This window comes from Pseudomonas sp. MWU349 (genome assembly GCF_017947325.1).
Classification (GTDB): Bacteria; Pseudomonadota; Gammaproteobacteria; order Pseudomonadales; family Pseudomonadaceae; genus Aquipseudomonas; species Aquipseudomonas protegens.
The window spans coordinates 508,412-530,559 of record NZ_JAFEVP010000006.1 but is presented as its reverse complement, the minus strand read 5'-3'; the positions used below and the strand labels follow the sequence as shown (position 1 = coordinate 530,559).

Annotated in this window: 20 protein-coding genes; 17 read left to right on the top strand and 3 right to left on the bottom strand. The window is 55.7% G+C overall.

Annotated features, from left to right (window positions below; translation table 11 throughout):
- Positions 1 to 1,060 precede the first annotated feature (1,060 nt).
- The 4 genes from KCG88_RS25600 (at position 1,061) to KCG88_RS25585 (ending at position 3,386) form a co-directional block, all read left to right on the top strand.
- Entirely contained in the window at positions 1,061 to 1,501 is a 441-nt protein-coding gene (locus KCG88_RS25600; protein WP_047284812.1) for a hypothetical protein, read from the top strand.
- Between the two features lie 399 nt (positions 1,502 to 1,900).
- Positions 1,901 to 2,266, top strand: a complete 366-nt coding sequence (locus KCG88_RS25595; protein WP_031321282.1) for a glycine zipper domain-containing protein — start codon at positions 1,901 to 1,903, stop codon at positions 2,264 to 2,266.
- A 107-nt stretch (positions 2,267 to 2,373) separates the two neighbouring features.
- The gene (locus KCG88_RS25590; RefSeq protein ID WP_199522586.1) at positions 2,374 to 2,535 is read left to right on the top strand and encodes a hypothetical protein; all 162 of its coding nucleotides are present in this window, start codon (positions 2,374 to 2,376) and stop codon (positions 2,533 to 2,535) included.
- Between the two features lie 152 nt (positions 2,536 to 2,687).
- Complete coding sequence (locus KCG88_RS25585) at positions 2,688 to 3,386, top strand: HAD-IA family hydrolase (protein ID WP_047336117.1); 699 nt, start codon at positions 2,688 to 2,690, stop codon at positions 3,384 to 3,386.
- Between the two features lie 48 nt (positions 3,387 to 3,434).
- Here KCG88_RS25585 and KCG88_RS25580 read toward each other — a convergent pair whose 3' ends face one another.
- Both KCG88_RS25580 and KCG88_RS25575 read right to left on the bottom strand, forming a co-directional pair.
- The gene (locus KCG88_RS25580) at positions 3,435 to 4,001 is read right to left on the bottom strand and encodes an acyl-homoserine-lactone synthase (protein ID WP_047285471.1); all 567 of its coding nucleotides are present in this window, start codon (positions 3,999 to 4,001) and stop codon (positions 3,435 to 3,437) included.
- A 265-nt stretch (positions 4,002 to 4,266) separates the two neighbouring features.
- Positions 4,267 to 4,974 (bottom strand): autoinducer binding domain-containing protein, encoded by a 708-nt coding sequence (locus KCG88_RS25575; protein ID WP_047336118.1) that lies wholly within the window; start codon positions 4,972 to 4,974, stop codon positions 4,267 to 4,269.
- Between the two features lie 242 nt (positions 4,975 to 5,216).
- On the opposite strand from KCG88_RS25575, the gene KCG88_RS25570 reads away from it, so the two are divergent.
- From KCG88_RS25570 to leuS, 13 genes are all read left to right on the top strand, one after another.
- Entirely contained in the window at positions 5,217 to 6,248 is a 1,032-nt protein-coding gene (locus KCG88_RS25570) for a radical SAM protein (protein ID WP_080966921.1), read from the top strand.
- A gap of 36 nt (positions 6,249 to 6,284) precedes the next feature.
- The gene (locus tag KCG88_RS25565) at positions 6,285 to 8,240 is read left to right on the top strand and encodes a hypothetical protein (protein WP_210713376.1); all 1,956 of its coding nucleotides are present in this window, start codon (positions 6,285 to 6,287) and stop codon (positions 8,238 to 8,240) included.
- Positions 8,230 to 9,420, top strand: coding sequence for a cupin-like domain-containing protein (locus KCG88_RS25560; RefSeq protein WP_210713375.1), 1,191 nt, complete (start codon positions 8,230 to 8,232; stop codon positions 9,418 to 9,420). The genes KCG88_RS25565 and KCG88_RS25560 overlap by 11 nt, the downstream gene beginning before the upstream one ends.
- The gene (locus KCG88_RS25555) at positions 9,417 to 10,820 is read left to right on the top strand and encodes a cytochrome P450 (protein ID WP_210713374.1); all 1,404 of its coding nucleotides are present in this window, start codon (positions 9,417 to 9,419) and stop codon (positions 10,818 to 10,820) included. The genes KCG88_RS25560 and KCG88_RS25555 overlap by 4 nt, the downstream gene beginning before the upstream one ends.
- An 8-nt stretch (positions 10,821 to 10,828) precedes the next feature.
- Entirely contained in the window at positions 10,829 to 11,197 is a 369-nt protein-coding gene (locus KCG88_RS25550) for a hypothetical protein (protein WP_047284824.1), read from the top strand.
- Between the two features lie 5 nt (positions 11,198 to 11,202).
- Positions 11,203 to 12,081 (top strand): ester cyclase, encoded by an 879-nt coding sequence (locus KCG88_RS25545; RefSeq protein ID WP_080965399.1) that lies wholly within the window; start codon positions 11,203 to 11,205, stop codon positions 12,079 to 12,081.
- Complete coding sequence (locus KCG88_RS25540; RefSeq protein ID WP_052959500.1) at positions 12,078 to 12,722, top strand: glutathione S-transferase N-terminal domain-containing protein; 645 nt, start codon at positions 12,078 to 12,080, stop codon at positions 12,720 to 12,722. The genes KCG88_RS25545 and KCG88_RS25540 overlap by 4 nt, the downstream gene beginning before the upstream one ends.
- 69 nt (positions 12,723 to 12,791) lie before the next feature.
- Positions 12,792 to 13,763, top strand: coding sequence for an ATP-grasp domain-containing protein (locus tag KCG88_RS25535; protein ID WP_052914305.1), 972 nt, complete (start codon positions 12,792 to 12,794; stop codon positions 13,761 to 13,763).
- Positions 13,764 to 13,814: 51 nt separating this feature from the next.
- Complete coding sequence (locus KCG88_RS25530) at positions 13,815 to 14,606, top strand: gamma-glutamyl-gamma-aminobutyrate hydrolase family protein (protein ID WP_210713373.1); 792 nt, start codon at positions 13,815 to 13,817, stop codon at positions 14,604 to 14,606.
- A complete protein-coding gene (locus KCG88_RS25525) occupies positions 14,596 to 15,804 on the top strand; it encodes a hypothetical protein (RefSeq protein WP_047336121.1) in 1,209 nt (402 codons plus the stop codon). The genes KCG88_RS25530 and KCG88_RS25525 overlap by 11 nt, the downstream gene beginning before the upstream one ends.
- A gap of 45 nt (positions 15,805 to 15,849) precedes the next feature.
- Entirely contained in the window at positions 15,850 to 17,061 is a 1,212-nt protein-coding gene (locus KCG88_RS25520) for a cysteine desulfurase (RefSeq protein WP_210713372.1), read from the top strand.
- Positions 17,062 to 17,076: 15 nt separating this feature from the next.
- Positions 17,077 to 18,441 carry a glutamate-cysteine ligase family protein gene (locus KCG88_RS25515; RefSeq protein ID WP_053150011.1) on the top strand — a complete coding sequence of 455 codons (1,365 nt, stop codon included), beginning with the start codon at positions 17,077 to 17,079 and terminating at the stop codon, positions 18,439 to 18,441.
- Positions 18,442 to 18,531: 90 nt separating this feature from the next.
- The gene (leuS, locus tag KCG88_RS25510) at positions 18,532 to 21,321 is read left to right on the top strand and encodes a leucine--tRNA ligase (protein WP_210713371.1); all 2,790 of its coding nucleotides are present in this window, start codon (positions 18,532 to 18,534) and stop codon (positions 21,319 to 21,321) included.
- 73 nt (positions 21,322 to 21,394) lie between these two features.
- On the opposite strand, the gene KCG88_RS25505 is transcribed toward leuS, so the two are convergent.
- Positions 21,395 to 22,141: a 3-oxoacyl-ACP reductase family protein gene (locus KCG88_RS25505; protein ID WP_047284838.1), complete on the bottom strand. Its 747-nt coding sequence runs from the start codon at positions 22,139 to 22,141 to the stop codon at positions 21,395 to 21,397.
- Positions 22,142 to 22,148: the final 7 nt, after the last annotated feature.

Sequence of the window (22,148 nt, the reverse complement as noted above, 5' to 3'; positions counted from 1 at the left end):
AAGGGGTGTCAGTAGAAGCTGTCACCTGATTGACGGTCTGCGGAGCTTTGATCGGGGTTGGATGTACGGAAGCGTTCGCGACAGTGGCGGTGAAAGCGATCGTCGCGGATACGGCCAGAGCAGTTATGGACTTTTTCATGTTCGAATCCTTTCAGTCATCTGACAAGCGGCTTATACCTGAGCCTGACCTGCCTTTATCAATAGCCTGAACAGATCGGGCGCGCGCATGGTGTGACGCCAGGAAAGCCTAGCAGCGCGCTATCTCCCGCACAGTCGCTCAACGGCACTATTGACAAAGATATAAAGACAGGAGTTTCCCAGCTGATGGCGGCCGGTGACGTAACGAAGAGCTTGAGCACACGCTTCTAGAGTGGGTCTTTATAGCTTTGATGCCGACTGCAGCAACGCGACGGCAACCGACCCATTTTCAGCTGTTGCGTGCGGCCGGGAGGTGGAGCGATCCATCCTCGCCCATGGCATGCAGCCACTCGTCGGCGTCTGCCTGTTTTGAACGGATGGTCGGCAAATGACTGTCTAGTCTTAAGTGCCGTGACGAGCAGTATTTTCCAGGCAATCAGGAGCTTGCCGGTACTGGTCGGTTGTTGGAGGGAGCTGGGTATGAGGAGTCTTGCTTATATTGAAGACAACGGGGATGAGTTCCCAATCAACAACTTGGTGCGTTGCGGTCAGGCTGCATTCGAAGCAGAGGTTGAATCTTCTGGCACAGTTGTCAGCAAGAGAAAGGCGGCGACAGTGCCTGTAGCCAGCAACAAGATGTTTTTCCCCAAGGCGTTGCCGAAGAGAAGGTAACGCAGGATGCAGACAGCCCCGCCTTATGCGGGGCTTTTTATTGCCTGGAGATTTTTCAGGGGAAACGTTGGCGGGGTCCCCTTGTTCGGTGGGGAGCTTTATGGGGCATTCATTAAGATGTTTTATGTATGTTTAGGAATTTTCTTATCTCAATTTGTTATAAGTGACGATATGTTCCTTATCCCGACTCAGACGGGGCTGCGCATCCAGCGATGATGCCTTTTATATGAAACGCGATAAGGAAATAAACGTGAAAGCCATTTTCAAACTCCTCGCATTGTCCACTCTCGTTGCCACCGCCGCGGGTTGCACCAGCTACAACATCAGCCAGCCATCTTCGCCAATCGACAGTCAGGTCAAGGCTGACCTGAAGGCGGATGTCGCAGTAGGCGAAGCGATTTCCGGTCAGTCGTCGGTCAACATCCTGTTTGGTTTCCTCAAGTTCGGTGGCGATAGCCAGTTTGCCGACGGTGTGGCTTACGGTGGTGACGGCAGTGGTGCACTGGGTGGCCTGGGTCTCGATCCGGTCAGTGCGGTCAAGTCCGCTGCGGCTTTCAAGGCAGTCAAGTCTTCGGGCGCCGACCTGATTGTTGCTCCGCGTTATGAAGTGAGTGAAGAAAACTACTTCTTCTTCAAGAAAGTCTCGGTCACGGTCAAAGGCAATAAAGGCAGCATCCGCAGCATTCGTTGAGTGCAACTGCGTTCGAGCCTCTGTGGCAGAGATCGGGGTGGTGGATTGACAACGTTCCAAGGCGTTGCCTGCCAGCGGCCCGGTCTGAACATTTTCGGTAAGGTGAGCTGAAGATGCCTCGGGATGGGTGAAGCCCAAGGTCTGTCGGTGTTGCTCCCGCTGACAGGCTCTTTTCACATAATCTTCACATCTGCCTGAGTAGGCTCGAACCATCCGTTAAAAGCAGCATCCCTAGCCCGTTCCCCAGCGGGCTTTTTTTTGCGCGGGGATAAAACTCTTTTAAAATCAGCTGTCCAAGGCACCTGGGAGCAACCCGGGTGCGGCCGCGATAGCTCGAATTGGCCAGCGTGGCACTGGGCTTTCTTGTCAGTCCGACAGTCTTTCTTTGAGGTTCAAGTCATGCGTTTAACTCTACCTGCCCTGGTTGTGGGACTTCTGCTGGCTCAAGGCGCTATGGCCGGCGATGGCACCGCGGCCATTGGTGGCGGGCTTGGCGGCGCGTTGGGCAATGTGGTCGGGCAGAAGCTCGGTGGCAGTACCGGTGCGGCAATCGGCGCGGGTGTGGCCGGTGCGGCAGGCAGTGCGGCTGGGGCGCGCAAAGGCAGCCGGGCCAAGGCGGCCATTGGTGGTGGCCTGGGTTCGGCCGGCGGCTCACTGATCGGTAATCGCCTGGGCGGCAGCACCGGCGCTACCGTCGGCGCCGGTATCGGCGGCGCGGCCGGTGGCGCCCTGGGGAGCAGCATGGGTCACAAGAAGCGTCACTGATTCTGCCTTGCTGAAGAAAACCCGGCCCTGCGCCGGGTTTTTTGTGTGGCATGTCCCAGGCTTCGCCATACTCAAGGCTCTGAGTCCCGATGTTCAAGGAGACGATCATGCCCCGCGAGATGCCCGGCCAGGCACAACCCGCTTCCGACGAGCCGGAGGTGATCAACGACCCCGGGAATGAAGACCCCGGTTCATTGCAGGACGATGCGCGTGTACCTCTGCAAGAGGCGCCCAAAGGCGACAAAAGCCCGCCTGGTGCAGCCGACTAAGGCCCATAGCAACCGCCTTCCAGCCCCCCAGGTTGCTCCCGACCCAAGCCCGCCGCTATGCTGCTGAATCCTTTAATTGATGAATTGCCAAGAAGAACTGGCCGTACCTGAGCCGCTCCCTGGAATGTACTTTTGCTAACGGATCAGATGCGATGAATGCACAGTTGAATGATTTGGGGCCGATCAAGGCCGTCATTTTCGACATGGACGGCTTGCTCCTGGACACCGAGGGCATCTACACCGAGATCACCCAGTTGATCGCCGAGCGTTATGGCCGCACCTACGATTGGACCATCAAGCAGAACATCATCGGCCGGGGAGCCGGCGACCTGGCGCGCTACGTGGTCCAGGCCCTGGACCTGCCCATCAGCGCCGAAGAGTTCCTGGTCATGCGCGAACCATTGATGCGTGAGCGCTTTCCCCGCGCCCAGGCCATGCCCGGGGCCCAAGAGCTGGTGCGGCACTTGAAGGAGCACCGGATCCCCATTGCCGTGGGAACCAGTTCGTCGCAGATGTCGTTCGGCGAGAAAACCACCCGCCATGGCGACTGGTTCGCGCTGTTCGACACCATCGTCACTGCCGACGATCCGGAAGTGACGGCGGCCAAGCCGGCGCCGGATATCTTCCTCACGGCTGCCCGTCGCCTGGGAGTGGCCCCCGCCGAGTGCCTGGTGTTCGAGGATTCGCCGTTTGGCGTGACCGCGGCCAGGGCCGCTGGCATGAGCGTGATCGCAGTGCCCGATCCGGCGATGGCCGATAGCAAGTTTGCCCACGCAGATGCGATCCTGCGATCGTTGAAGGCCTTTCAGCCCGCAGCGTGTGGCTTGCCCAGGCTGGATTGGCCAGCATAAACCCGTGCTTGCCCAGGCGCTGCGCTGGAGCTCCTGGGCCGTTCTAGCTTAATGGCTGCGTACTGCAGACAGGTCGATTTCCAGGGCCATGATGCTCAGCCCCTCACTGATCCTGGAGGGGCCGAGGCGCCGAATATTGAACTTTCTCTTGATCAGCAGCCGTGCGATCGCACTCGGCGAAACCGTCAGTAGTTTGCGTGCCCCCAGAGACTTGGCGTACTCGAAGGCTTCAAGCAGCAGCGACATTGAGTGGGAGGAAGAGTAGGCATTCAGAACATCGGTCTCTTTATCGAGCGATACAGCGGCGAACCTGGACAACTCCCAGACATGAGTTTGAGAGGGCGGCTGATCTGAACCCAGCAGGTCGGGAAATACTTCCGATAATAGATAAGGGCGGGTTGTGGGTAGCAGGCGTGCTGTACCCACAATGGCGCCTGTTTCATCTTTGGCCGCGAGGTAAAGCGTGTCATCCCGGTCAAACTCGTCGAGTTCCAACTGATCGGGGCAATCCAGTGGCCAGCCGAGCTTTTCCACAAATACCTTATAACGATAAGAAGCAATGTCCTGCTTTAGCTGCGAGCCTAATGCTTTACCATTTCCGGAAAAAATACGCATCATACATCCTCGGCGTTCAAGTCGAGCGTGATCGTAAATTAGCGAGTAAAGCCGGGTACCTACCATTATTGGTAGGTAGGTGGCTTTTTTTGCCGGGCAAAGGCTTTGCGGTATTAGTGCTGGTCGCCGGACAGGAGGTATGGGCAGCCGGCGCCAGCATGGCTCAAGAGCAGAAGAGTTCCTGAGACTGAGGTGCAAAAGGGGAATGTGAAGGCAGAGAAAGTTTTCGGTTTGGGTTTGTCTTATTATTTTCTATTATTGTTATTTAGATCAGTAGTCCTGTGAGGAATGCTTGGACAACGGCAGCAGTTTTGTTGGCGGCGCTTAGTTTTAGAATGGAGTTCTTGATATGGAAGTTTACCGTGTTTTCTGAAATGGCCAGCAAGCAGGATATTTCAAATGAGGTCTTGCCGCTGCCGGTCCACTTTAGAACTTCTTTCTCACGGGAGGTCAGCTTAACTTCGTAGGGGTTCGCAAGACGTGTGCTGATCCGGTTTGAAAGTGTGATGTGAGCCACACTTACCAGCCAGCGCATTTTTATTTCGTTGGCATCCAGTTCCTGGCGGGTGATGGGTTGTGACGATCTGCTGAGTGATAGCATGCTGGCTGCACCGGCAGCATTGGTACTTGACTGTGACCATCCAACTTTAAGTCCAGCTGCCCGCGCTTCTTCCCAAAATACAGGTGCTTCGCGAAATACCGCGTCCTCCCATATGATCGGTGCCTGGGATTGTCTACCTTGTGCCACTATTGGATCAGTGGCCAGGTAGTTTTCAGTGTCGTAGCGCCTCTGCCATTGACGAGGATAGTTGTTGAACATCACGACTTTCTCCTCGGGAAAAATCACCTGTAGCCCGTAAGCACAGTACTCGAATTCAAGCGTTGTAGCCGCATCTTGAATTCGCTTGACTATTTGAGCTTCGGAAAGTTTCAGGTCCGTTATCATCAGTAAGTCATCTTGCCAGCTTTTCATAAATACCCTCCTTGTATAGTCACCTTTCGTATTGCGGTGACATCGAGTTGCGTCGCGAATCTGACCAGTTCTACGATGGAAATCAAGTTTATAAATATGAAACATGCGTAGATGTAAGTTTGGCGTCAGAAAAAAGATGTGGCAATGGGCGCTTGCCAGCAACTTGTCCGATGGCGTCTTGCCGGAATAGAAAGAGTAAAGACTTCGTCTCGCTGAGTACCTACCAATAGTGGTAGTTACAGATGAGCGGTAATGTCTCTAGATTGTTGAAGGACGGACGGGCTGCGCTGTTTGAACGCGCCGGCAGTCTAGATGAGCTCCACAGGGAATATAAAAATCAATGGAGAGAACTGCCCGTGCTTAAGAAGGTACTTGTCAATGTTGAGGCGACGCCATCGTGCCCAGCAGCATGCAGTATGTGCCCCCGCTCAGTGATCAAGGACTATGGTTTTATTTCGCTTGAGACCATGGATAAGATAGTTTCGCAGATAGACCCTTCCTATGTCTGGGAACTTGACTTGGCGGGCAGGGGGGAGCCGACCATTCATCCAGAGTTTCATGAGCTTTTGCGAATGATGCGTCGCTCTGGAGTCTTGACTGACGTGACAACAACGGCAGTCACTTTCAATCAGCGTAATATAGATGCCTGTGTACAAAACGTTGATGTCATCCGGCTATCTGTCAGTTCTATTCAGAAAGAGGTTTTCGATAAGGTTCACATTGGTCTGAACCACGAGAAGATCTGGCGCAACATTGCCGCGTTGGCCGAGGCCGCGGCGGATAAGGTCATTGTCCATTTGACTGGCGGCCCGGCGATCTATAGTACGTTGCCAGCGACCGTCGCACATTTGCGTAGCCTGGGTTTCAAGCGCATCTATCTGTTCCCGCTCTGGAACCGAGGCGGGGATATCAACGCCAAACTCGAAAGTGAATACCGTCAGAAACTTGTGCGCGAGTTGGGTTTGAACCTGTCTGAGAGCGAGTACAAAACAGGCATGGGCAAGGTCAAATTCATGCTGAATGCCCTGCTGGGTACTCTTGAAAATAGAAACTTTTGTGCCATTGGCGATGGCAGCGTCAGTATCAGTTATACCGGCGAGATACTCGGTTGTTTCCAGGATTTTGGGCACGTATCAAATATTGGCCATATTGATAATGACAACCTGAAGAAGATTGTGAAAAGCAGGGTGAAACAGTTGGGCAATATGGAGATTTGTCAGGGCTGTAATTCACGCAAGGCGGTTTTCAAACTGCCAATGTTCTTGGCCAGCTAAATAGCTTTCTGCACTGTTGTACAGGGATGACGCGCCGTGAGTATGCAGGAAACCGATTTCTTATTGCTGAATTGTTGTAACTTGCCGTGGCGTCCGATATATCCGTATGCCTTTGTTCAGATTAGTGAGATTGCTCGGCGATTCGATATCAGGGTCACACGTATTGATTTGCTGTACGTTGAACATTGGTACGAATATCTTAAAAACGTGATAAAGACCCAGCGTCCGAAGATGATTGGTATACATCTGCGGCAAGGGGACTCCCTTGATCTTTCCAACTATGATGCGGTAGATGGCGAGCCTGGGAATTACTTTAGAACCTATTACCCCGTTGAAGACAGCAGGCGCCTGATTCGCCTGGTGAGGGAGTTGACGGATGCACCTATCATCATGGGTGGCTTTGGTTTCACCACTCATGCCAGAAAGTTGGCTAACTATCTGGAAATCGACCTTGGCTTGCAGGGCTGTCCAGACGGCTTCTTTCGCTCCTTCAACGACACTCTCTCTGGCCGAAACCTGGGGGCTGTGCCTGGACTGATTCACAAGAACGGAGCTGAGTACCTATATAACGATGTCGGTTTCTACAAGCCAGCCGAAGTGACCGAGTACCGGCTGGATATCGTTAACGAAATCAAGGCCTTTTACGGGCCGGCATTACAGTCGAAAACGCCACCGACCATTGCTGTGGAGGTTTCGCGTGGATGCCCGTTTCAGTGCTATTTCTGTGTTGAACCTGACGTCAAGGGCAAGCGGATTGACAAGCGTAATCTGGATGTGGTCGAAGCTGACCTGGAGTTTCTTTTAAAGAACGATCTTTATGACTTCTGGTTTATCTGCTCTGAACTGAATATCGGTGGTGCTGGTTTCGCCTTGGAGCTGGCCGAGCGGGTGATTCGTCTTAATGAGCGTTATAAGAAGCGTCAGATTAAATGGTCAGGATATTCGCTGCCTTCGCTGGGTCACGATGAGCTGAAGACGATGATGCGTGCCGGTTACACCGGCGCCATGAACGATATTCTTTCGTTGGACGAAGATAACCTGAAGCGGGCGAAGGTGCCGTACAAGAGAGAGCAGGCCGTTACCTTTCTCAAAAGCCTGTCTTCGATACGTGCGGAAATTCATGAGGAAAGAACGCGAAAGCTGGAAGAGCAGGCGAAGTTTACCGCCAGTGCGCCAATTGAGTACTCCAATCTCATCTCGTTCTTTCTGGGGAATGCGCATGCGGACAGATACACCATCGCTCGCACATTGGCATTTCTCGAAGAAAGTGGACTGACAAACAAGTACGAGGCGGGGTATGTGATTCCCAGTACTCGGGTATTTGGCATTGGCCGGACTCAGGATTTTGTTGCGAGGGATACCACTTACTCCTTTGGTCGTGATGGTGTTATCGCCACGGACTCCAAATGGCCGACCTTTCATTTTCCAGACTTTTTGGTGAGTGCCCTGGGAGATCGAGAACGGATATACAGTTTTTTCAACTACGTATCCAACACCCTGATGTGCCAGGCTCATCGCAAAGATAAGTCGTTCAGCCAGTTCATAGCGCTCTATCTGGAGCAACATCTTGATGACTGCTCGGCGTATTGGACGGACTTGGCAAAGTTGCTTGGCCGGGATGCCCAGGCGCGACTCTTGCCCAGCGACATCAAGGCGTTGCTGAGTCGTGAGGCCGCTGATGACAGAGCATTGCAGGAAGATGTTTATCACGCTTGGCTGCTTGAACTGTTCGGGCGAAATTCAAGCAGCATTCAGCCGGTTATATCATTTTTCGGTAAACAGCATTTTTCCGGTGTGAAGCCCGTGTCCAGTGACTATGTGTTCACGAAGTTGTTTTATGCGCGTTTCTCCAATGCTGGAGAGTGGATCGAGCTTGCAGAACATCTAGCACCTGATAGCAAAGGTTATGCCGCGCTGTTTGTGCGGTATATCGAGTATGCAATAGGTCTTGTATTCAGACACGAATATAAGGATCTGTTGTTTGAGCTTTGATCTGGCCTGGCAGGGAGCCTATGCAATGTTGGCAAATGTAGTTTCCAACCTTCGATTGATCGAGACATTGAGTGAAAAAGTTCCTGCCTGGGCACTTCGTGGCCTGCAGGGACGCTATCACTGGCAACTTGAGTCTGGAGTTCATCTGGGCTGCATGGAAGTTTCTGAAACACTGAGCTGGTCGTTTACCGCGCAGGAGTACCCACCACGCGCCACCATCGTGCTCAGTGACATGACGCTCCAGGCTTTGGCAAACAAGGTCGATGACCCGCTGACGCTGTTCAATACCGGGAAGTTGTTGATTAGCGCAGACAACGACCACTCCGCTATTGCTGTCGATGTGATGAAGCTGTTGAATTTTATTTTCAACAATGCCTTGGTCGACGCTCAGCGCATTGCTCAACTGGGGATTCGTAGTACTCAAGGAAAGGATTTTCCGTTTTGCCAGGTGATCGCTGATGAAAGGGATATCGAACCTTATTTACGCCGTGGAGAACCGGTCATTGTGCGCAATGCGGCAGTTTCATGGCCGATCTTCTCAATGCCTGTGGGGCATATCGTCAATCGGGTGGGTAACCTGGACGTGAGTCTTCTTCTTGAAGAATACGATCTGGAAAATGCTCAGCCACCCAAGTACCGGAAAACCTCGTTTGCCGAATATGTAGAGTCTTTATATGCCGCACAAGCGTCTGCCAACGGTTATATGGCGGCCAATACCGTACCGCCCGCGTTGGACGATACCTACTGTTTTCCGAGTGTCTTCGCGCGTGAGGTATTCAATACGCCAAGATGGTGGATAGGCCCTGCCAGTACCGGGCTGAGATTGCATCGGGATATGGTGGATAACTTTCTGGTGCAATTGAAAGGGCGCAAGAAAATACGTCTTTTTGCTCCCAGTGAAACAAAGTTTCTCTACCCGGCCAGTGTCGGCGGAAACTTGATGTATGAGCCCAGTCGCGTGGATCCGGAAAACTACCAGGCTGAGAAGTTTCCGGATTATCAGCAGTCGGTATCCACTGTTTGCGAACTGCGGCCTGGCGATATGTTGTATTTGCCGGCCGGTTGGTGGCACCACGTCCTGAATCTGGAAGTGTCCTGGTCGCTTAACTTCTTTGCTGTAAATGGTGAGCCAAGAGTCTTATCTGTAAATCGTGATAACTATGAGAGTGTCCAGCTATGAGTAATTTGAAAGACTTGAGGAAGGGCGATTTGCCGCAAGCGACGGAAGCGGCACTCCTGGTTGGTACCGGCTTTGATGTGGTGCCGGGCAGCGATGATGTTTCTCCCGAGTTCAATGACCCTTCCTACATGTTGAAGGACCCCCTGGGCCTGACCACGCGGGCGTTGGAAAAGTACGGGAATATCGTTTACCTGCGGGGCATCAACGGTTATCTCATCGCCGATGCGCCCTTTATCGAAAGCATGCTGATTGGTGACGAGCGGTTTTTCTCAAAAAGCGCCGAGACCATGGAAAAGATCAGCCCGGCTATTGGCAATGGGCTGTCGACGCTGATCGGTGATGAATGGAAGCGTCAGCGCAAGATTGCCAATCCTTCTTTCAGCAAACGCAGCGTTGACGCTTTCGGCAACGTATTTCACGAATGCATCAACGAAATGTTCGATGAGTGGGATGCTCGTTCCGAAGGTGTTCTCGATGCAACTCAGGAGATGAAAAAGCTGACCCTGCGGATTGTCATCAAGTGCCTGTTCTCCACGGACATTCTGCGTTTTTCCAGCGATGTCACCGCGGCCCTTGAGGTCTTGCAGGAGTATTCGCTGCTGAAGTTGTGGTCGCCGGCGAGCATCAGCGCCGCCGATGAGCAGGCGTACGAGAACGCCAAGAAGAAAATCGACGCGATCATCTACACCATCATCCACGATCGTCGTCAGAACAAAGAGGTCCAGCATAACGACCTGTTATCGATGTACATGTCTGCGGTGTACGAAGACACCGGGGAGGGGATGACGGATATCCAACTCCGGCATGAAGTCATGAACCTGTTTCTGGCCGGTCATGAAACCACCGCGAACGGCGTGGCATTCGCCCTCTATCTGCTGGCGAACAACTCACGGGAACAACAGAAGCTGCATGAGGAAGTCGAGGCTGAACTCGGCAATGCACTCTGCACCCTGGAAGATTTGAAGCGCCTCGATTACACCGACTGGGTATTCAAGGAGTCACTCAGGCTCTATCCGTCTTCCTGGGGCATGAGCCGAGTGGTGCTGGAAGACTATCAGTACCAGAACTATCTGTTTCCCAAGGGCGCGGACTTCATCGTTGCCCAGTGGGGCCTGCATCGCAATCCGGAATATTGGCAAGAGCCTTTGAAGTTTGACCCGGAACGCTTTGCACCGGAACGCATCAAGCATGTGCACAAGTATGCCTACCTGCCGTTTGGCGCGGGCGCTCGAAAGTGCATCGGTATCCATCTGGCCGAGGGCGAGGGCAAGACGATTCTGGTGCGTATTGCGCAACGTTATGAGTTGCGCGCAGTGGATGGGAATGAACCGACATTGAAAGCCCGGTTGTTCATGACTTCCGAACCGGGTGTGTGCCTAGAGTTTATCAAGCGCAACTGAGGTGTTTTATGCAGACCATGGCTTTTGCGGTGCCTTTACCCGGTGACAAGAAAGAGCGTTTCCTGAAGTTTGCCCAGTTGATCCGCAATGAACGCAATGCCGATTTTCGCCAGTTTCTGGAGCGCCTCGATACGGTGGAGGAGAACTGGTTCCTGCAGCCTTTTGGCGAGATGGAGCTGTTTATCTGTTATTTGGCGGCGCCAGATTTGAATGCGGCATTCGCAAAGTTGGCGAGCTCCCAGCATCCCTTTGACAAGTGGATAAAGCAGGAAAACAAGGAAATCTTTGGCATGGACTTCGAGTCCCCCAGTGATGACCCGATGCCTGAAGTACTGCTGCAGTGCAAAGTTGAACCCATTCATTCACAAAGTTGGTAATAAAGATGAGCCTAACCTTATTTCGTGAGAGTTATCTGACTGCGGTCCGTACTAAGGACTACAAGTCTTTGGCATCTTTGTACGCGGCAGATGCCATTCGCAAATCTCCCGGACAGCCTGACCGCATTGGCGTGACGCAGATCCTCGAGCACTACCAGGAGTGGCAGGGCACGTTCGCCGACATGCAGTTGGCCGACCGCATCCTGTTTCTCAAGGACAATGTGCTCATCGCCGTGTGGGGCTGGAAGGGGCGGCACGCCCAGGCCTACATGGGCGTTGAGCCGAGCAACAAGGAGGTTGGCCTGATCGCCGCCAGCCTGTTCTGGTTCGACAGTGATTTCCGTGTGACCAAGGAGCACACCTACGAGGACCCCTACACCCTGCTGATCCAGCTCGGTGTGATCGACGATCAGGGGCGCAGCGTGCCGTCACTGACCGAGCCGTGTGAGATCTATGACTGCAAGACGCTGAAGCCGCGCTTCGAGAACCTGGCCAAGATGCGCCACTACAACGAACTGCTGCTGAGCAAGCAGTTGGAGCCGTGGCTCGACTGCATGAGCGACGATATCGAATGGGATGACCAGATGGTCCCCGGGTTGGCCGTGGGCAAGGACCATTCGCGGGACGATTTCGTGATGCTGGCCGAAGCCTTCCCCGATGCGTCCATCAACATGACCAACATGTGGTCGGTAGGGGACTTCGTGATTCACCAGGGGATCTTCACCGCGACGCACAAGGGGCCTCTCAAAGGCATCCCGGCATCCAACCGCGTGGTCAACGTGGACAACATGGATATTGCCTACTTTGACGGCAATGTGATCCGCAAGGGCTGGACCTTTGGCAATACCCTGGACATGGGGTCGCAAATGGGGATGGGTAAATGACGGCGCGCAGCATGAAGTTGATCGGCAACGAAAACAGCGCCTGCACCCGCAGTGTGCTGATGGTTCTGAAGGAAAAGAACACGCCGGTGGAGTTTGTCAGCATCGACCTGGGGACCGGTGCGCACAAGTCGGACGAGCACTTGAGTCTCAACCCGTTCGGCAAGGTTCCGGTGCTGATCCACGGTGACCTTACCCTTTATGAGTCGCAGGCCATCAACCGTTATCTGGAGGCGATCCTGCCCGGCATTTCGTTGATTCCACAGGACCGGCAAGACATAGCGCGGATGGACCAGTGGCTCAGCGTGGACTCCAGTTATTTCACGCCCCAGGCCTATGCCCTGGTCTGGCAGAAGCTGTTCCTGCCCATGTACGGCGGGCAGACTGACCAGGCAGTGGTCAAGGAGGCCGAGGAGAAGCTGAACGCCATCTACGCCGCCATGGATCACGCCATTGGCGAGGAGGGGCGATTCCTGGTGGGGGACTCGCTGTCCCTGGCCGACCTGGCGTTTGTCCAGTACACCGATTACATCCTCAAGGCGCAGAGCGAAAACATCGTATTCAACTATGAGAACGTTCGTCGCTGGTGGTATGGCCTGACTCAGCGCGAGTCTTACAAAGACCCGCTCTCGGTCATTCTCTGAATCATGCATGGCGTGCCACGGCACGCCATGCCCACCCTCGGTAGCAGATAGCAACGCGGAGATTGTGCGATGAGCACTTCAGCCAGAAGTCGTCGTTCGGTAGTACTGTGGATGTATGAAAACGACAACGGCCATATTCCCAAGCAAATGCTTCGTGAGTTGCTTGAGGAAAAAGGCTTTGTGGTTTTTTCCGATTTCGACATGCGCCAATGCCATGTCATTTCCGGGAAGGTCTATACCGCCTGTGGGCGCTGCCTCAGTGAGTTCGATGCCCTGTTTCATATGAACGCCGATGAGCAGTCGCCGTATCAGGCCGATATTCTTCGGGCGTTGCAAGACAGCGGCGTAGTAGTGGTGAACGAGTGTGTTTCATTCTTCAACTGTCGCGACAAGTTCAAGGCCAACCAGCTGTTGCGCATGCATGGAGTGAACGTACCCGACTCCGCATTGCTGGGTAGCCAGATTGATGATGCGGTCATTCACCAACTCTTTGCGCGCTGGGGCAGCCTGGTCTACAAGCCCCGCTCGGGCCATGGGGCCGTGGGCGTGATGCGCTTTGTGGAGGCTGAACAGTTCATCGACTTCATCCAGGCGACGGCGCACTTTCTCGGTGATTACTACGTTGAGCAATACATCGAGTTTGGCGATTACGATTGTCGGGTCGAGATCTTCAACGGCGAGTTGATGGGCGGCTACAGCCGCAAGAAGAAACACAGCTTCAAGACCAACATTTCCGCGGGCGGTGAAATGACGCCGCGCATCCTGGGGGGCGAAGTTGAAGTTGCGCTCAAGGCCGCCCAGGTGTTGGGAATCAATGGGACGATCGTCGACATGGTGCAGTCGACCGCCGACCGCAAGTTCTATGTCCTTGAGGTCAATCCCTTGCTGGGCATCTTCGTCGAATCGGCCATGCGTGCCGGCACCAAGATGCCCGATACCGAGCCGGACCAGCGTTACTCCTATGACCGACTGAAGCTGGACTCGATTGCCAGCTACCTCGATGCGCTACCTGCGCGCCAGTCACTGACGCCGACGCCATGAAGCCTGGGCACTGCGCGTAGGCGCGGTGCAGGTACCTATTCAGGGAATTGAATGATGCAGCCCGTTATTCTCATCAGCGCCGCACGCCAGCGGCTGGCTATCAATCACTCCGCTGCCTTGGCGATGAATGTTCTCAATTGCAGTTTCACCGAGCTGCTGATCAGCCTGGGCTGTGTTCCGCTGGTGGTGGTGCCGGGGATGCCCGTTGAGGCGTTGGAGCGCCTGTTCGCCATGGCCGATGGACTGTTGCTGGGCTCCGGTCAGGACCTTTGTCCGAGCCATTACGGCGAGGATTGCGAGGTCAGCTATTCGGCGCAGGTATCAGGGGTTGGCGAGCCTTACAAGCGGCCGCTGATGCTCAGTCCCGACAAGGATCGTGACGTACTGGAGTTGGCCTTGTACCGGCAGGCCAGGTTACGACAGCTACCGATTCTCGGCGTTTGCCGAGGCCTGCAATTGATCAACGTTGCCGAAGGCGGCTCGCTGTATCAGGAGATCCCCGATCGAGGGGTCGAGCACGGGATCGACCCCGATGGCTGGATCAACTATCACCCTGTGGACGTCGATCCGCAGAGCCGGCTCTATCGGATTATCGACAAGCGCAGTTTCAGCGTTTCGTCGGTGCACCACCAGGCGATCAAGCGCCTGGCGCCGGGCTTGAAAGCCTGCGCTAGGGCTGCCGATGGGGTGATCGAGGCGGTCGAGCTGGCCAGTCACGAACATTTCGTCCTGGGGCTGCAGGGGCATATAGAAAAGACCCTGCTCAATCATCCCGAGCACCTGCAGATATGGAAAACATTCGCCAGTGAGGCTGCCACAAGGAGTCGGCAACATGTCAATTGAACACTTCCAGGTGCCCCTTTATCAGCCTTTGATGAAGCGCCTCGATTCATTCTTCAAGGCGGGCGACCCCGCCGGTATTCCGCTGCTGGACAAGAAGGCAATCATTTCCGGGTTTCCTGGAAACTTCATGACCCAGGCGATGCGTGTCGGCATCGAGGGCGGCGATGTGGAGTTCGCCAATACCTCCGGGAGCAGCTCCCAGATTCTCCAGATCATTCGCTACAAGGGCTGGTGGGGACGTGAGTTCACGCGCGCCTATCAGCGGGTGGCGGACATGGTTGGTTATTCGATGGAGCATGACAGGAAAGCAGTATTGACGACGGCGGCCTGTTCCGCGGTGTCGTGCTTTCTTGACGACCCGGACTACCAGCAGCGCATCCACAATGGGGTGCTGAGCCTCAATACGCATCCGGACCCTACGCGCTGGACGCTCACCGATATCCAGCGCATCGATGCCGAACTGCGGATGTTTGCGCCAAAGCTTCTGGAGATAGATCCGACCTATCTCGCGATCTTCCTGAGCAAGCGTGCGCAGTACCGGATTACTGAGCCTCTGTACATCCCTGACTACATCGCAGCTTCCTACGAGTACATGACCGCCAATGTTCGCCGGCTCATCGAGAGCGCTTATGGTTTGCCGGTTCTGAGCATGTATGGCTCGACGGAGCTGGGCGTACTGTTCATGCAGAACCGCAGTGGCACTTTCGTCCGTTGTGGCCACGACACATTGGTCGAACTCAAACCGTACCTGGCCCGGCGCAATCTGTTCGAGTTGATTGTCACGTCCTGGAAAAATCCGCTGATGCCTTTGTTGCGCTATGCCACCGGGGATCTTGTCGAAGTGCCGGAAGGCGAGTGGTCGAATAAGGTCTTCGGCGCCGTGGATGACATTCCTTTGCTGAAGCTGCATGGCCGTATCAGGGACTGCCTGGTGACCGATGATGGGGAGCTCAAGACCCTCGCCGATCTTGATGAGCTGTTCGCCGTTTCCGCGCCTTGGGTCCGGCAGTATCAACTGCAGGTGACCGAGCACAAGGTCACGCTGTTTTACGTTTCCGATGTCCCGGAATACGACGCCGACCTGCCGGCCGTTGAGCGGTGCCTGCGTGGCTGGTTTGGCCGCATGCGTACTGTTGAATCAATGGCCGTTCCAAGCATTGCGCCACAAGCCTCGGGAAAGTTCGCGATTATCAAATAGCGGGTCCGTGAAGAGTCGTCCCTCAATAAAAAAAGAGAGAATGTTATGCAAGCCTTGGATGTGAAATGCATGGTGTTGCCGGATGCGCGCAGTGACTTTCCGTTCTTTCGGGATAATCAGCGGATCTACCTGGACAGTTCATCCACCTCGTTGAAACCCGCGTCGGTGATCAGCGCCATCACTGATTTTTACCTGCATGCCGGTAGCAATGTCGGGCGCTCCAATCATCAGTATGCTCAGCTGTCCACCCAACTGTTTGAGTCGTCGCGCAACAAGCTGGCCTGCTTTCTGGGGTGTAGCGCCGATGAAGTGGTCTTTACCGCCAATTGCACGGACTCGATCAATCTGCTCGCCCATGGGCTGGCGTTGGGCAATGGCGACCATGTCGTGGTTTCGCCCCTGGAGCACCATTCCAATCTCCTGCCCTGGTTGTCCAGGTGTCGAGTCACGGTTGCCCGTCTGGATCAGAACGGTTGTATCGACCTGGATCATCTGGATTCGTTGCTCGCCGCCGATCCGGCCCGTCTGGTCGCGGTCTGCCACGCATCGAATGTCACCGGCAACGTGCAACCCGTCAGGCAGATCTGTCAGATCGCCCGGGCACGGGGGGCGCTGAGCCTGCTGGACGCGGCGCAGACCGTTGGCCATATCCCGGTCAATGTCGGGCAGATCGGTTGTGATTTTCTCGCCCTTTCCGGGCACAAGATGTTCGGCCCCTCGGGGGTTGGCGTGCTGTACATGCGGCGTGATCTGCAGGCGTCGATGCAGAGCTATCGCTATGGTGGCGGCATGGTCAACAAAGTGGGGCTGGGTGATGTCAGTTATCAATCCGGCCCCGGTCGGTTCGAGGCCGGCACGCCGAACATTGAAGGGGCCATCGGGCTGGGGGCGGCGGTCGACTATATAAACAGCTTGGGCGGGCAGTGGGTTCAAGACCACGATGAGGATCTGGAGCGCTATTTCCTGTCGCAGATTCAATCGGTGCGCAATATTGAAATCGCCTTCCCCATCGGGCCGCAGCACCTGCCGATTTTTCCCCTGGTTGCCGCCGGCAAGGTGGATATCGGATTTGTCTCGCGGATTCTTTCCGATCGTTACGACATTGCACTGAGTTCCGGCTACCAGTGCAACCAGCCGCTCTACCGCAACAGTGGAATTAATGGCGCCTTGCGGGTCTCGATGCATCTTTACAACAGTCGCAAAGATATCGACACGTTAGTGATGGCACTCACTGATCTCCAGGATCTGCTGGCTTAGTAGGAGGAAATCAATATGGCCGCTGAATTGCTGGAAGTATTGGGCGCAAGAGCCATCACCAAGGAAGATTGTATTGCCTATTTTCATCGGCATATCAAACGCCGGACTTCGGCATTGATCGGACTTGAATACGAGTTGATCCTGATTGATAAGGCGACTTCCCTGAGTGTGCCGTTTTTTGGCTTGCGCAGCCTGTCGAGCATCTTCAAGGGCTTGCTGGGATACGGCTACTCTCCCGTTTATGACGATGGCTTGATCATCGGTTTGAGGCGCGGCGGCACGGTCATCAGCCTGGAGCCTGGTGGCCAGGTGGAGTTCTCTTCATCGGCGTTGCGTCTGGTGTCCGATGTTGTGATCGAACTCGAAGTGTTTCTGCGGGAACTGGATCGGGTCTGCCAGGGCCTGGCCATTTCGTTGCTGCCCATCGGTTATCGGCCCTACGGGGGCGTGGCGTCGGTGGCGACGGTGCCGCGTACTCGCTACTTGCACATGATGCCTATCCTGGAAAAGGTCTCGGGGGCCTCGGCCGGGCAGAAGATGACGGCCTCGATGCAGATTTCCGTCGACTACTTCTCCGAGCAGCATGCGGGCAAGTTGTTGCAGTTGGGGGTTGCCTGTCAGCCTTACATCGTCGCCTTGTTCGCCAACTCTCCGTACTTTTCGGCGGTCACCAGCCGCTATAAGAGTCATCGGATGCATGCCTGGACCCAATTCGATCAGCAACGCTCCGGGATTCCCGAGTTCATGTTGCGCGCACACTTCAGCGCCCATGCCTTTGAGCACTATGTTGACTGGGCCCTGGAGAAACCACTGCTGTTCATTCAGCGTGAAGGGCAGTTGATCCACATGAACGACCTGAGTTTTCGCGACTACATGCGCCTGGGGGCTGCCTCGGGCGCTGCCACGCTTCAGGATTGGATCATGCATCTGGGTACCCTCTACCCTGAGGCCCGGCTGAAGAACATTGTCGAGTTTCGCTCGGCCGATACCTGTGCACCTCACTTCGCCGCTTCACTCGCGGCCTTCTGGAAGGGCCTGGCCTATAGCGAAGAGGCGCTTGATGCCGCGTTGGACATGCTCGGCGCGCAGGCGCCCTCCGAGTTGAATCGCAAGTATGCCCAGGCGGCGGAGTTCGGCATGGCCGGGGTCGATGGGGCGGGAAACTCGCTGGCCGAAGGGATTGGACGCCTGGTCGGGCTGGCCGCCCAGGGGTTGCAGTATCAGGGAGCATCCAAGCTTGAGAGCGGTTATCTGCAAGCGCTGAACGAGATGATCGCAACTGGGCAATCTGCGGCAGATCTAATGCTCAACAAGGGTGTACCTATATGCTTGGGCGCAAACCCGAAAACAGCTTATTCGAACATTAAATGCGTCTCCTAAAGCAATCTGCCGCGCGTTGCGAATGGTAGTCGACTGTAATATATTCCGCCCTCGTAAATGAGTGCGTGCGGCATTTTTCAGGAGTTGTTCATGAAGACGGAAAGTATCAGGAAGATAGAAGATAAATGGCTCGCTCGCTGGGAAAATGAAAAGCATTACTCCGTTGAACTAGATACTTCTCTGCCTAAATATTATTGCCTTGACATGTTTCCTTATCCTTCGGGTGCCGGTCTGCATGTTGGGCATCCGCGCGGATATATTGCGACTGACGTATATAGTCGTTTTAAACGAATGGCCGGTTTCAATGTTTTGCATCCCATGGGTTTCGACTCTTTCGGATTACCCGCGGAACAGTATGCAATCGAAACCGGACAGCACCCAAGAGTAACCACTGACAAGAACATTGCCACCTTCAAGTCGCAGTTGAGAAAACTGGGTTTCTGTTATGACCCGGACCGCGAGATCAAGACTTCCGATGCTCAGTACTATCACTGGACGCAGTGGATATTCTCCCAACTGTTCGACAGTTGGTTCTGCCTCGATACCCACCAGGCCCAGCCTGTCGATGCCCTGATCCAGCGTTTTGAACAATCCGGCAATGCCGGGGTGAATGCCTGGTCTGATTCGCGGACCACAACCATCAGCGCGCAACAGTGGGCCGCTTTCTCGCCTTTGCAGCAGTCGGAGTTCCTGATGAACTACCGATTGGCGTATCGCGCCGACTCTTATGTGAACTGGTGCCCGGCCCTGGGCACGGTGCTGGCCAACGACGAAATCAAGGACGGTTTTTCCGAGCGGGGTGGCCACCCGGTTCAGAAAAAGATGATGAAGCAGTGGATGCTGCGGATTTCCGCCTATGCCGACCGCCTGCTGGAGGGGCTCGATAGCCTGGATTGGCCGGAAGCCTTGAAGGACATGCAGCGCAACTGGATCGGCAAATCCCAGGGCGCGGAAATTGATTTCCAGGTGCGTGATTCGCAGACCGCGATCAAGGTCTTCACCACCCGCCCCGATACGCTGTATGGCGCGACGTTCCTGGTGCTGGCACCTGAGCATGATGCCGTCGAGGCAATCACCTCAGCGCCTCTCAAGCCTGCAGTGGCCAATTACCGCGAAGAAGTGGCCTTGCGCTCCGAGCGCGAACGGATGGCCAAGGCCGAGCGGATCACCGGCCAGTTCACCGGCGCCTACGCCGTCCACCCCTTGACCGGCGAAAACCTGCCGATCTGGATTGCCGACTACGTCCTGGCCGATTACGGCACGGGCGCCATCATGGCGGTACCTTCCGGAGACCAACGGGATTTCAACTTTGCCCAGGCCTTCGATCTGCCCGTGGTGCATATCTATGAGGGGGCAGAGCAGGCCGCCAAGCCGTTCCTGATCAATGAAGGCCGCCTGATCAACTCTCAGGAAGCCACGGGCATGCTGCGTGCCGAGGCCACCGAGTGGATTCTGCAGCGCCTGGTGGCGACCGGAACCGCCAAGCGCACCTTCAATTACCGCATCCGCGATGCGATTTTTGGCCGCCAGCGCTATTGGGGCGAGCCGATCCCGGTGTACTACGACGAGCAGGGCATTGCTCGCGTGGTTCCCGAGCAGGACCTGCCGGTGACCCTGCCCGATATCGAGGCCTTCCTGCCGACCAGCGAGGGTGAGCCCCCCTTGGAGCGAGCCAGTAGCTGGCGCTACCGCGGCTTTAAGTATGAAACCACCACCATGCCCGGTTGGGCCGGGTCGAGCTGGTACTTCCTCAGGTACATGGATCCGACCAACAGCCATGAGCCCGTGTCGAAGGAGGCGCTGGCCTACTGGCAGGCCGTGGATCTGTATGTCGGCGGATCCGAGCATGCCACCGGCCACCTGCTGTACTCGCGCTTCTGGACGCATTTCCTCAAGGATCGCGGCTTGCTGAGTTTTTCCGAACCCTTCAAGCGGGTCCTGTGCCAAGGCATGATCCTCGGCGTCTCGGCGATCATCTATCGGGACAAGGCGACCCATGAATTCGTCTCCGCCGATCTCAAGGACGGGCGGGACGTTCAGCCGCTGTATGTCGATATCAGCATGGTGAATGACAAGAACCAGGTGGATATCGACGCTCTTCGCACATGGCGCCAGACCTACACCGAAGGCACGTTTGTCTGCTCCAAGGGCGTGTTCCTGTGTGATCGCCTGTCGGAAAAGATGTCCAAGTCCAAGTACAACGTGGTCAACCCCGATGACCTGATCGAGGTCTACGGGGCCGATACCTTCCGCCTGCATGAAATGTTCCTCGGGCCGATCGACCAGACCGCCATCTGGTCGACGCAATCCATCGATGGCCCGCACAAGTTCCTGCAGAAGGTCTGGCGCCTGTTTCTGGACGAGCAGGGCGCGGTGATCGTGGATGACCTTGAGCCCGGCGACGAGGAACTCAAGGCGGTGCACACGGCGATTGCCAAGGTGGGGCGTGCCACCGAGGATATGTCCTACAACACTGCGATTGCCGCTCTGATGATCTGCGTGAACCAGCTCAGCGTCTTGCAGTGCCATAAGCGTGGTGTGCTGGAGCTGTTGCTCAAGCTGTTGCACCCCTATGCGCCGTTCATTACTGAAGAGCTGTGGTCCGAGGCGCTGGGGCACTCGCGGTCGATCCTTGATTGCGGCTATCCCGTCGCCGACGAAAGTGTGCTGTATGAGACGCAGTTTGAATGCCCGGTCTCCATCAATGGCAAGTTGCGGACTCGCATCATGCTGCAGCGGGGGATGACGGAAGAGGCGGTGAAGGCTCAGGTGCTGGAGGATGCAACGGTGCAGCGCTGGCTGTCTGGCGGGCGCTTGCTGAAGTTCATCTTTGTGCCTGATCGAATCATCAACATCGTATGCGCCGCGAACCCTGATTGATCCTGCGCACCGGTTGCACGCCGGCCGGGCCGGGGCGTAGAGCCCCGGCCCGGCTTTTTTATGCGGGTGAGGATCAGGCGCCGAAGCCACCGTCGATAGTCAGGCTGGCGCCGGTGATGTAGCCCGCTTCGGCACTGGCCAGGTAGGCGACGAAACCGGCGACTTCCTCGGCATGGCCATAGCGGCGGATAGCCATCAGGTCCATCAGGCTCGCGGCGAAGTCACTGTCCGCCGGGTTCATGTCGGTGTCCACCGGGCCGGGCTGGACGTTGTTGATGGTGATGCCCCGCGGGCCCAGGTCCCGGGCCAGGCCCTTGGTCAGGCCCACCAGTGCGGCCTTGCTCATGGCGTAGGGGCCGCCACCGGCGAAGGGCATGCGGTCGGCGTTGGTGCTGCCGATGTTGATGATGCGCCCACCTTCGCCCATGTGTCGTGCGGCTTCCTGGGTGGCGATGAATACGCTGCGCACGTTGATCGCCAGGGTCTGGTCGAAGTCCTCCAGCTTGAACTCGTCCAAGGGGGCGATGGCCAGCACCCCGGCGTTGTTGACCAGGATATCGAGGCGGCCAAAGGCCGTGACGCTTTCGTTCACTGCTCGGCGGATGGCCGCGGCGTCGGCGCTGTCGGCGTGGATCGCCAGGGCCTTGCCACCCTTGGCGATGATGCTGTCCTGCAGGGCCTGGGCCTTGCTCGCCGAACTGACGTAGGTAAAGGCAACGCTGGCGCCTTCTGCCGCCAAGCGCTCGACAATGGCTGCGCCAATGCCACGGGAACCGCCTTGGATCAAGGCTACTTTGCCGCTGAGGTCATATGTGCTCATGTGCTTC

What these genes read in the sequence shown, in the direction of transcription:
- KCG88_RS25595 (WP_031321282.1), top strand. Translation starts at nt 1,901, where the DNA reads ATGCGTTTAACTCTACCTGCCCTGGTTGTGGGACTTCTGCTGGCTCAA.
- KCG88_RS25590 (WP_199522586.1), top strand. Translation starts at nt 2,374, where the DNA reads ATGCCCCGCGAGATGCCCGGCCAGGCACAACCCGCTTCCGACGAGCCG.
- KCG88_RS25585 (WP_047336117.1), top strand. Translation starts at nt 2,688, where the DNA reads ATGAATGCACAGTTGAATGATTTGGGGCCGATCAAGGCCGTCATTTTC.
- KCG88_RS25580 (WP_047285471.1), bottom strand. Translation starts at nt 4,001, where the DNA reads ATGCGTATTTTTTCCGGAAATGGTAAAGCATTAGGCTCGCAGCTAAAG.
- KCG88_RS25575 (WP_047336118.1), bottom strand. Translation starts at nt 4,974, where the DNA reads ATGAAAAGCTGGCAAGATGACTTACTGATGATAACGGACCTGAAACTT.
- KCG88_RS25570 (WP_080966921.1), top strand. Translation starts at nt 5,217, where the DNA reads ATGAGCGGTAATGTCTCTAGATTGTTGAAGGACGGACGGGCTGCGCTG.
- KCG88_RS25555 (WP_210713374.1), top strand. Translation starts at nt 9,417, where the DNA reads ATGAGTAATTTGAAAGACTTGAGGAAGGGCGATTTGCCGCAAGCGACG.
- KCG88_RS25550 (WP_047284824.1), top strand. Translation starts at nt 10,829, where the DNA reads ATGCAGACCATGGCTTTTGCGGTGCCTTTACCCGGTGACAAGAAAGAG.
- KCG88_RS25545 (WP_080965399.1), top strand. Translation starts at nt 11,203, where the DNA reads ATGAGCCTAACCTTATTTCGTGAGAGTTATCTGACTGCGGTCCGTACT.
- KCG88_RS25540 (WP_052959500.1), top strand. Translation starts at nt 12,078, where the DNA reads ATGACGGCGCGCAGCATGAAGTTGATCGGCAACGAAAACAGCGCCTGC.
- KCG88_RS25535 (WP_052914305.1), top strand. Translation starts at nt 12,792, where the DNA reads ATGAGCACTTCAGCCAGAAGTCGTCGTTCGGTAGTACTGTGGATGTAT.
- KCG88_RS25530 (WP_210713373.1), top strand. Translation starts at nt 13,815, where the DNA reads ATGATGCAGCCCGTTATTCTCATCAGCGCCGCACGCCAGCGGCTGGCT.
- KCG88_RS25525 (WP_047336121.1), top strand. Translation starts at nt 14,596, where the DNA reads ATGTCAATTGAACACTTCCAGGTGCCCCTTTATCAGCCTTTGATGAAG.
- KCG88_RS25520 (WP_210713372.1), top strand. Translation starts at nt 15,850, where the DNA reads ATGCAAGCCTTGGATGTGAAATGCATGGTGTTGCCGGATGCGCGCAGT.
- KCG88_RS25515 (WP_053150011.1), top strand. Translation starts at nt 17,077, where the DNA reads ATGGCCGCTGAATTGCTGGAAGTATTGGGCGCAAGAGCCATCACCAAG.
- leuS (WP_210713371.1), top strand. Translation starts at nt 18,532, where the DNA reads ATGAAGACGGAAAGTATCAGGAAGATAGAAGATAAATGGCTCGCTCGC.
- KCG88_RS25505 (WP_047284838.1), bottom strand. Translation starts at nt 22,141, where the DNA reads ATGAGCACATATGACCTCAGCGGCAAAGTAGCCTTGATCCAAGGCGGT.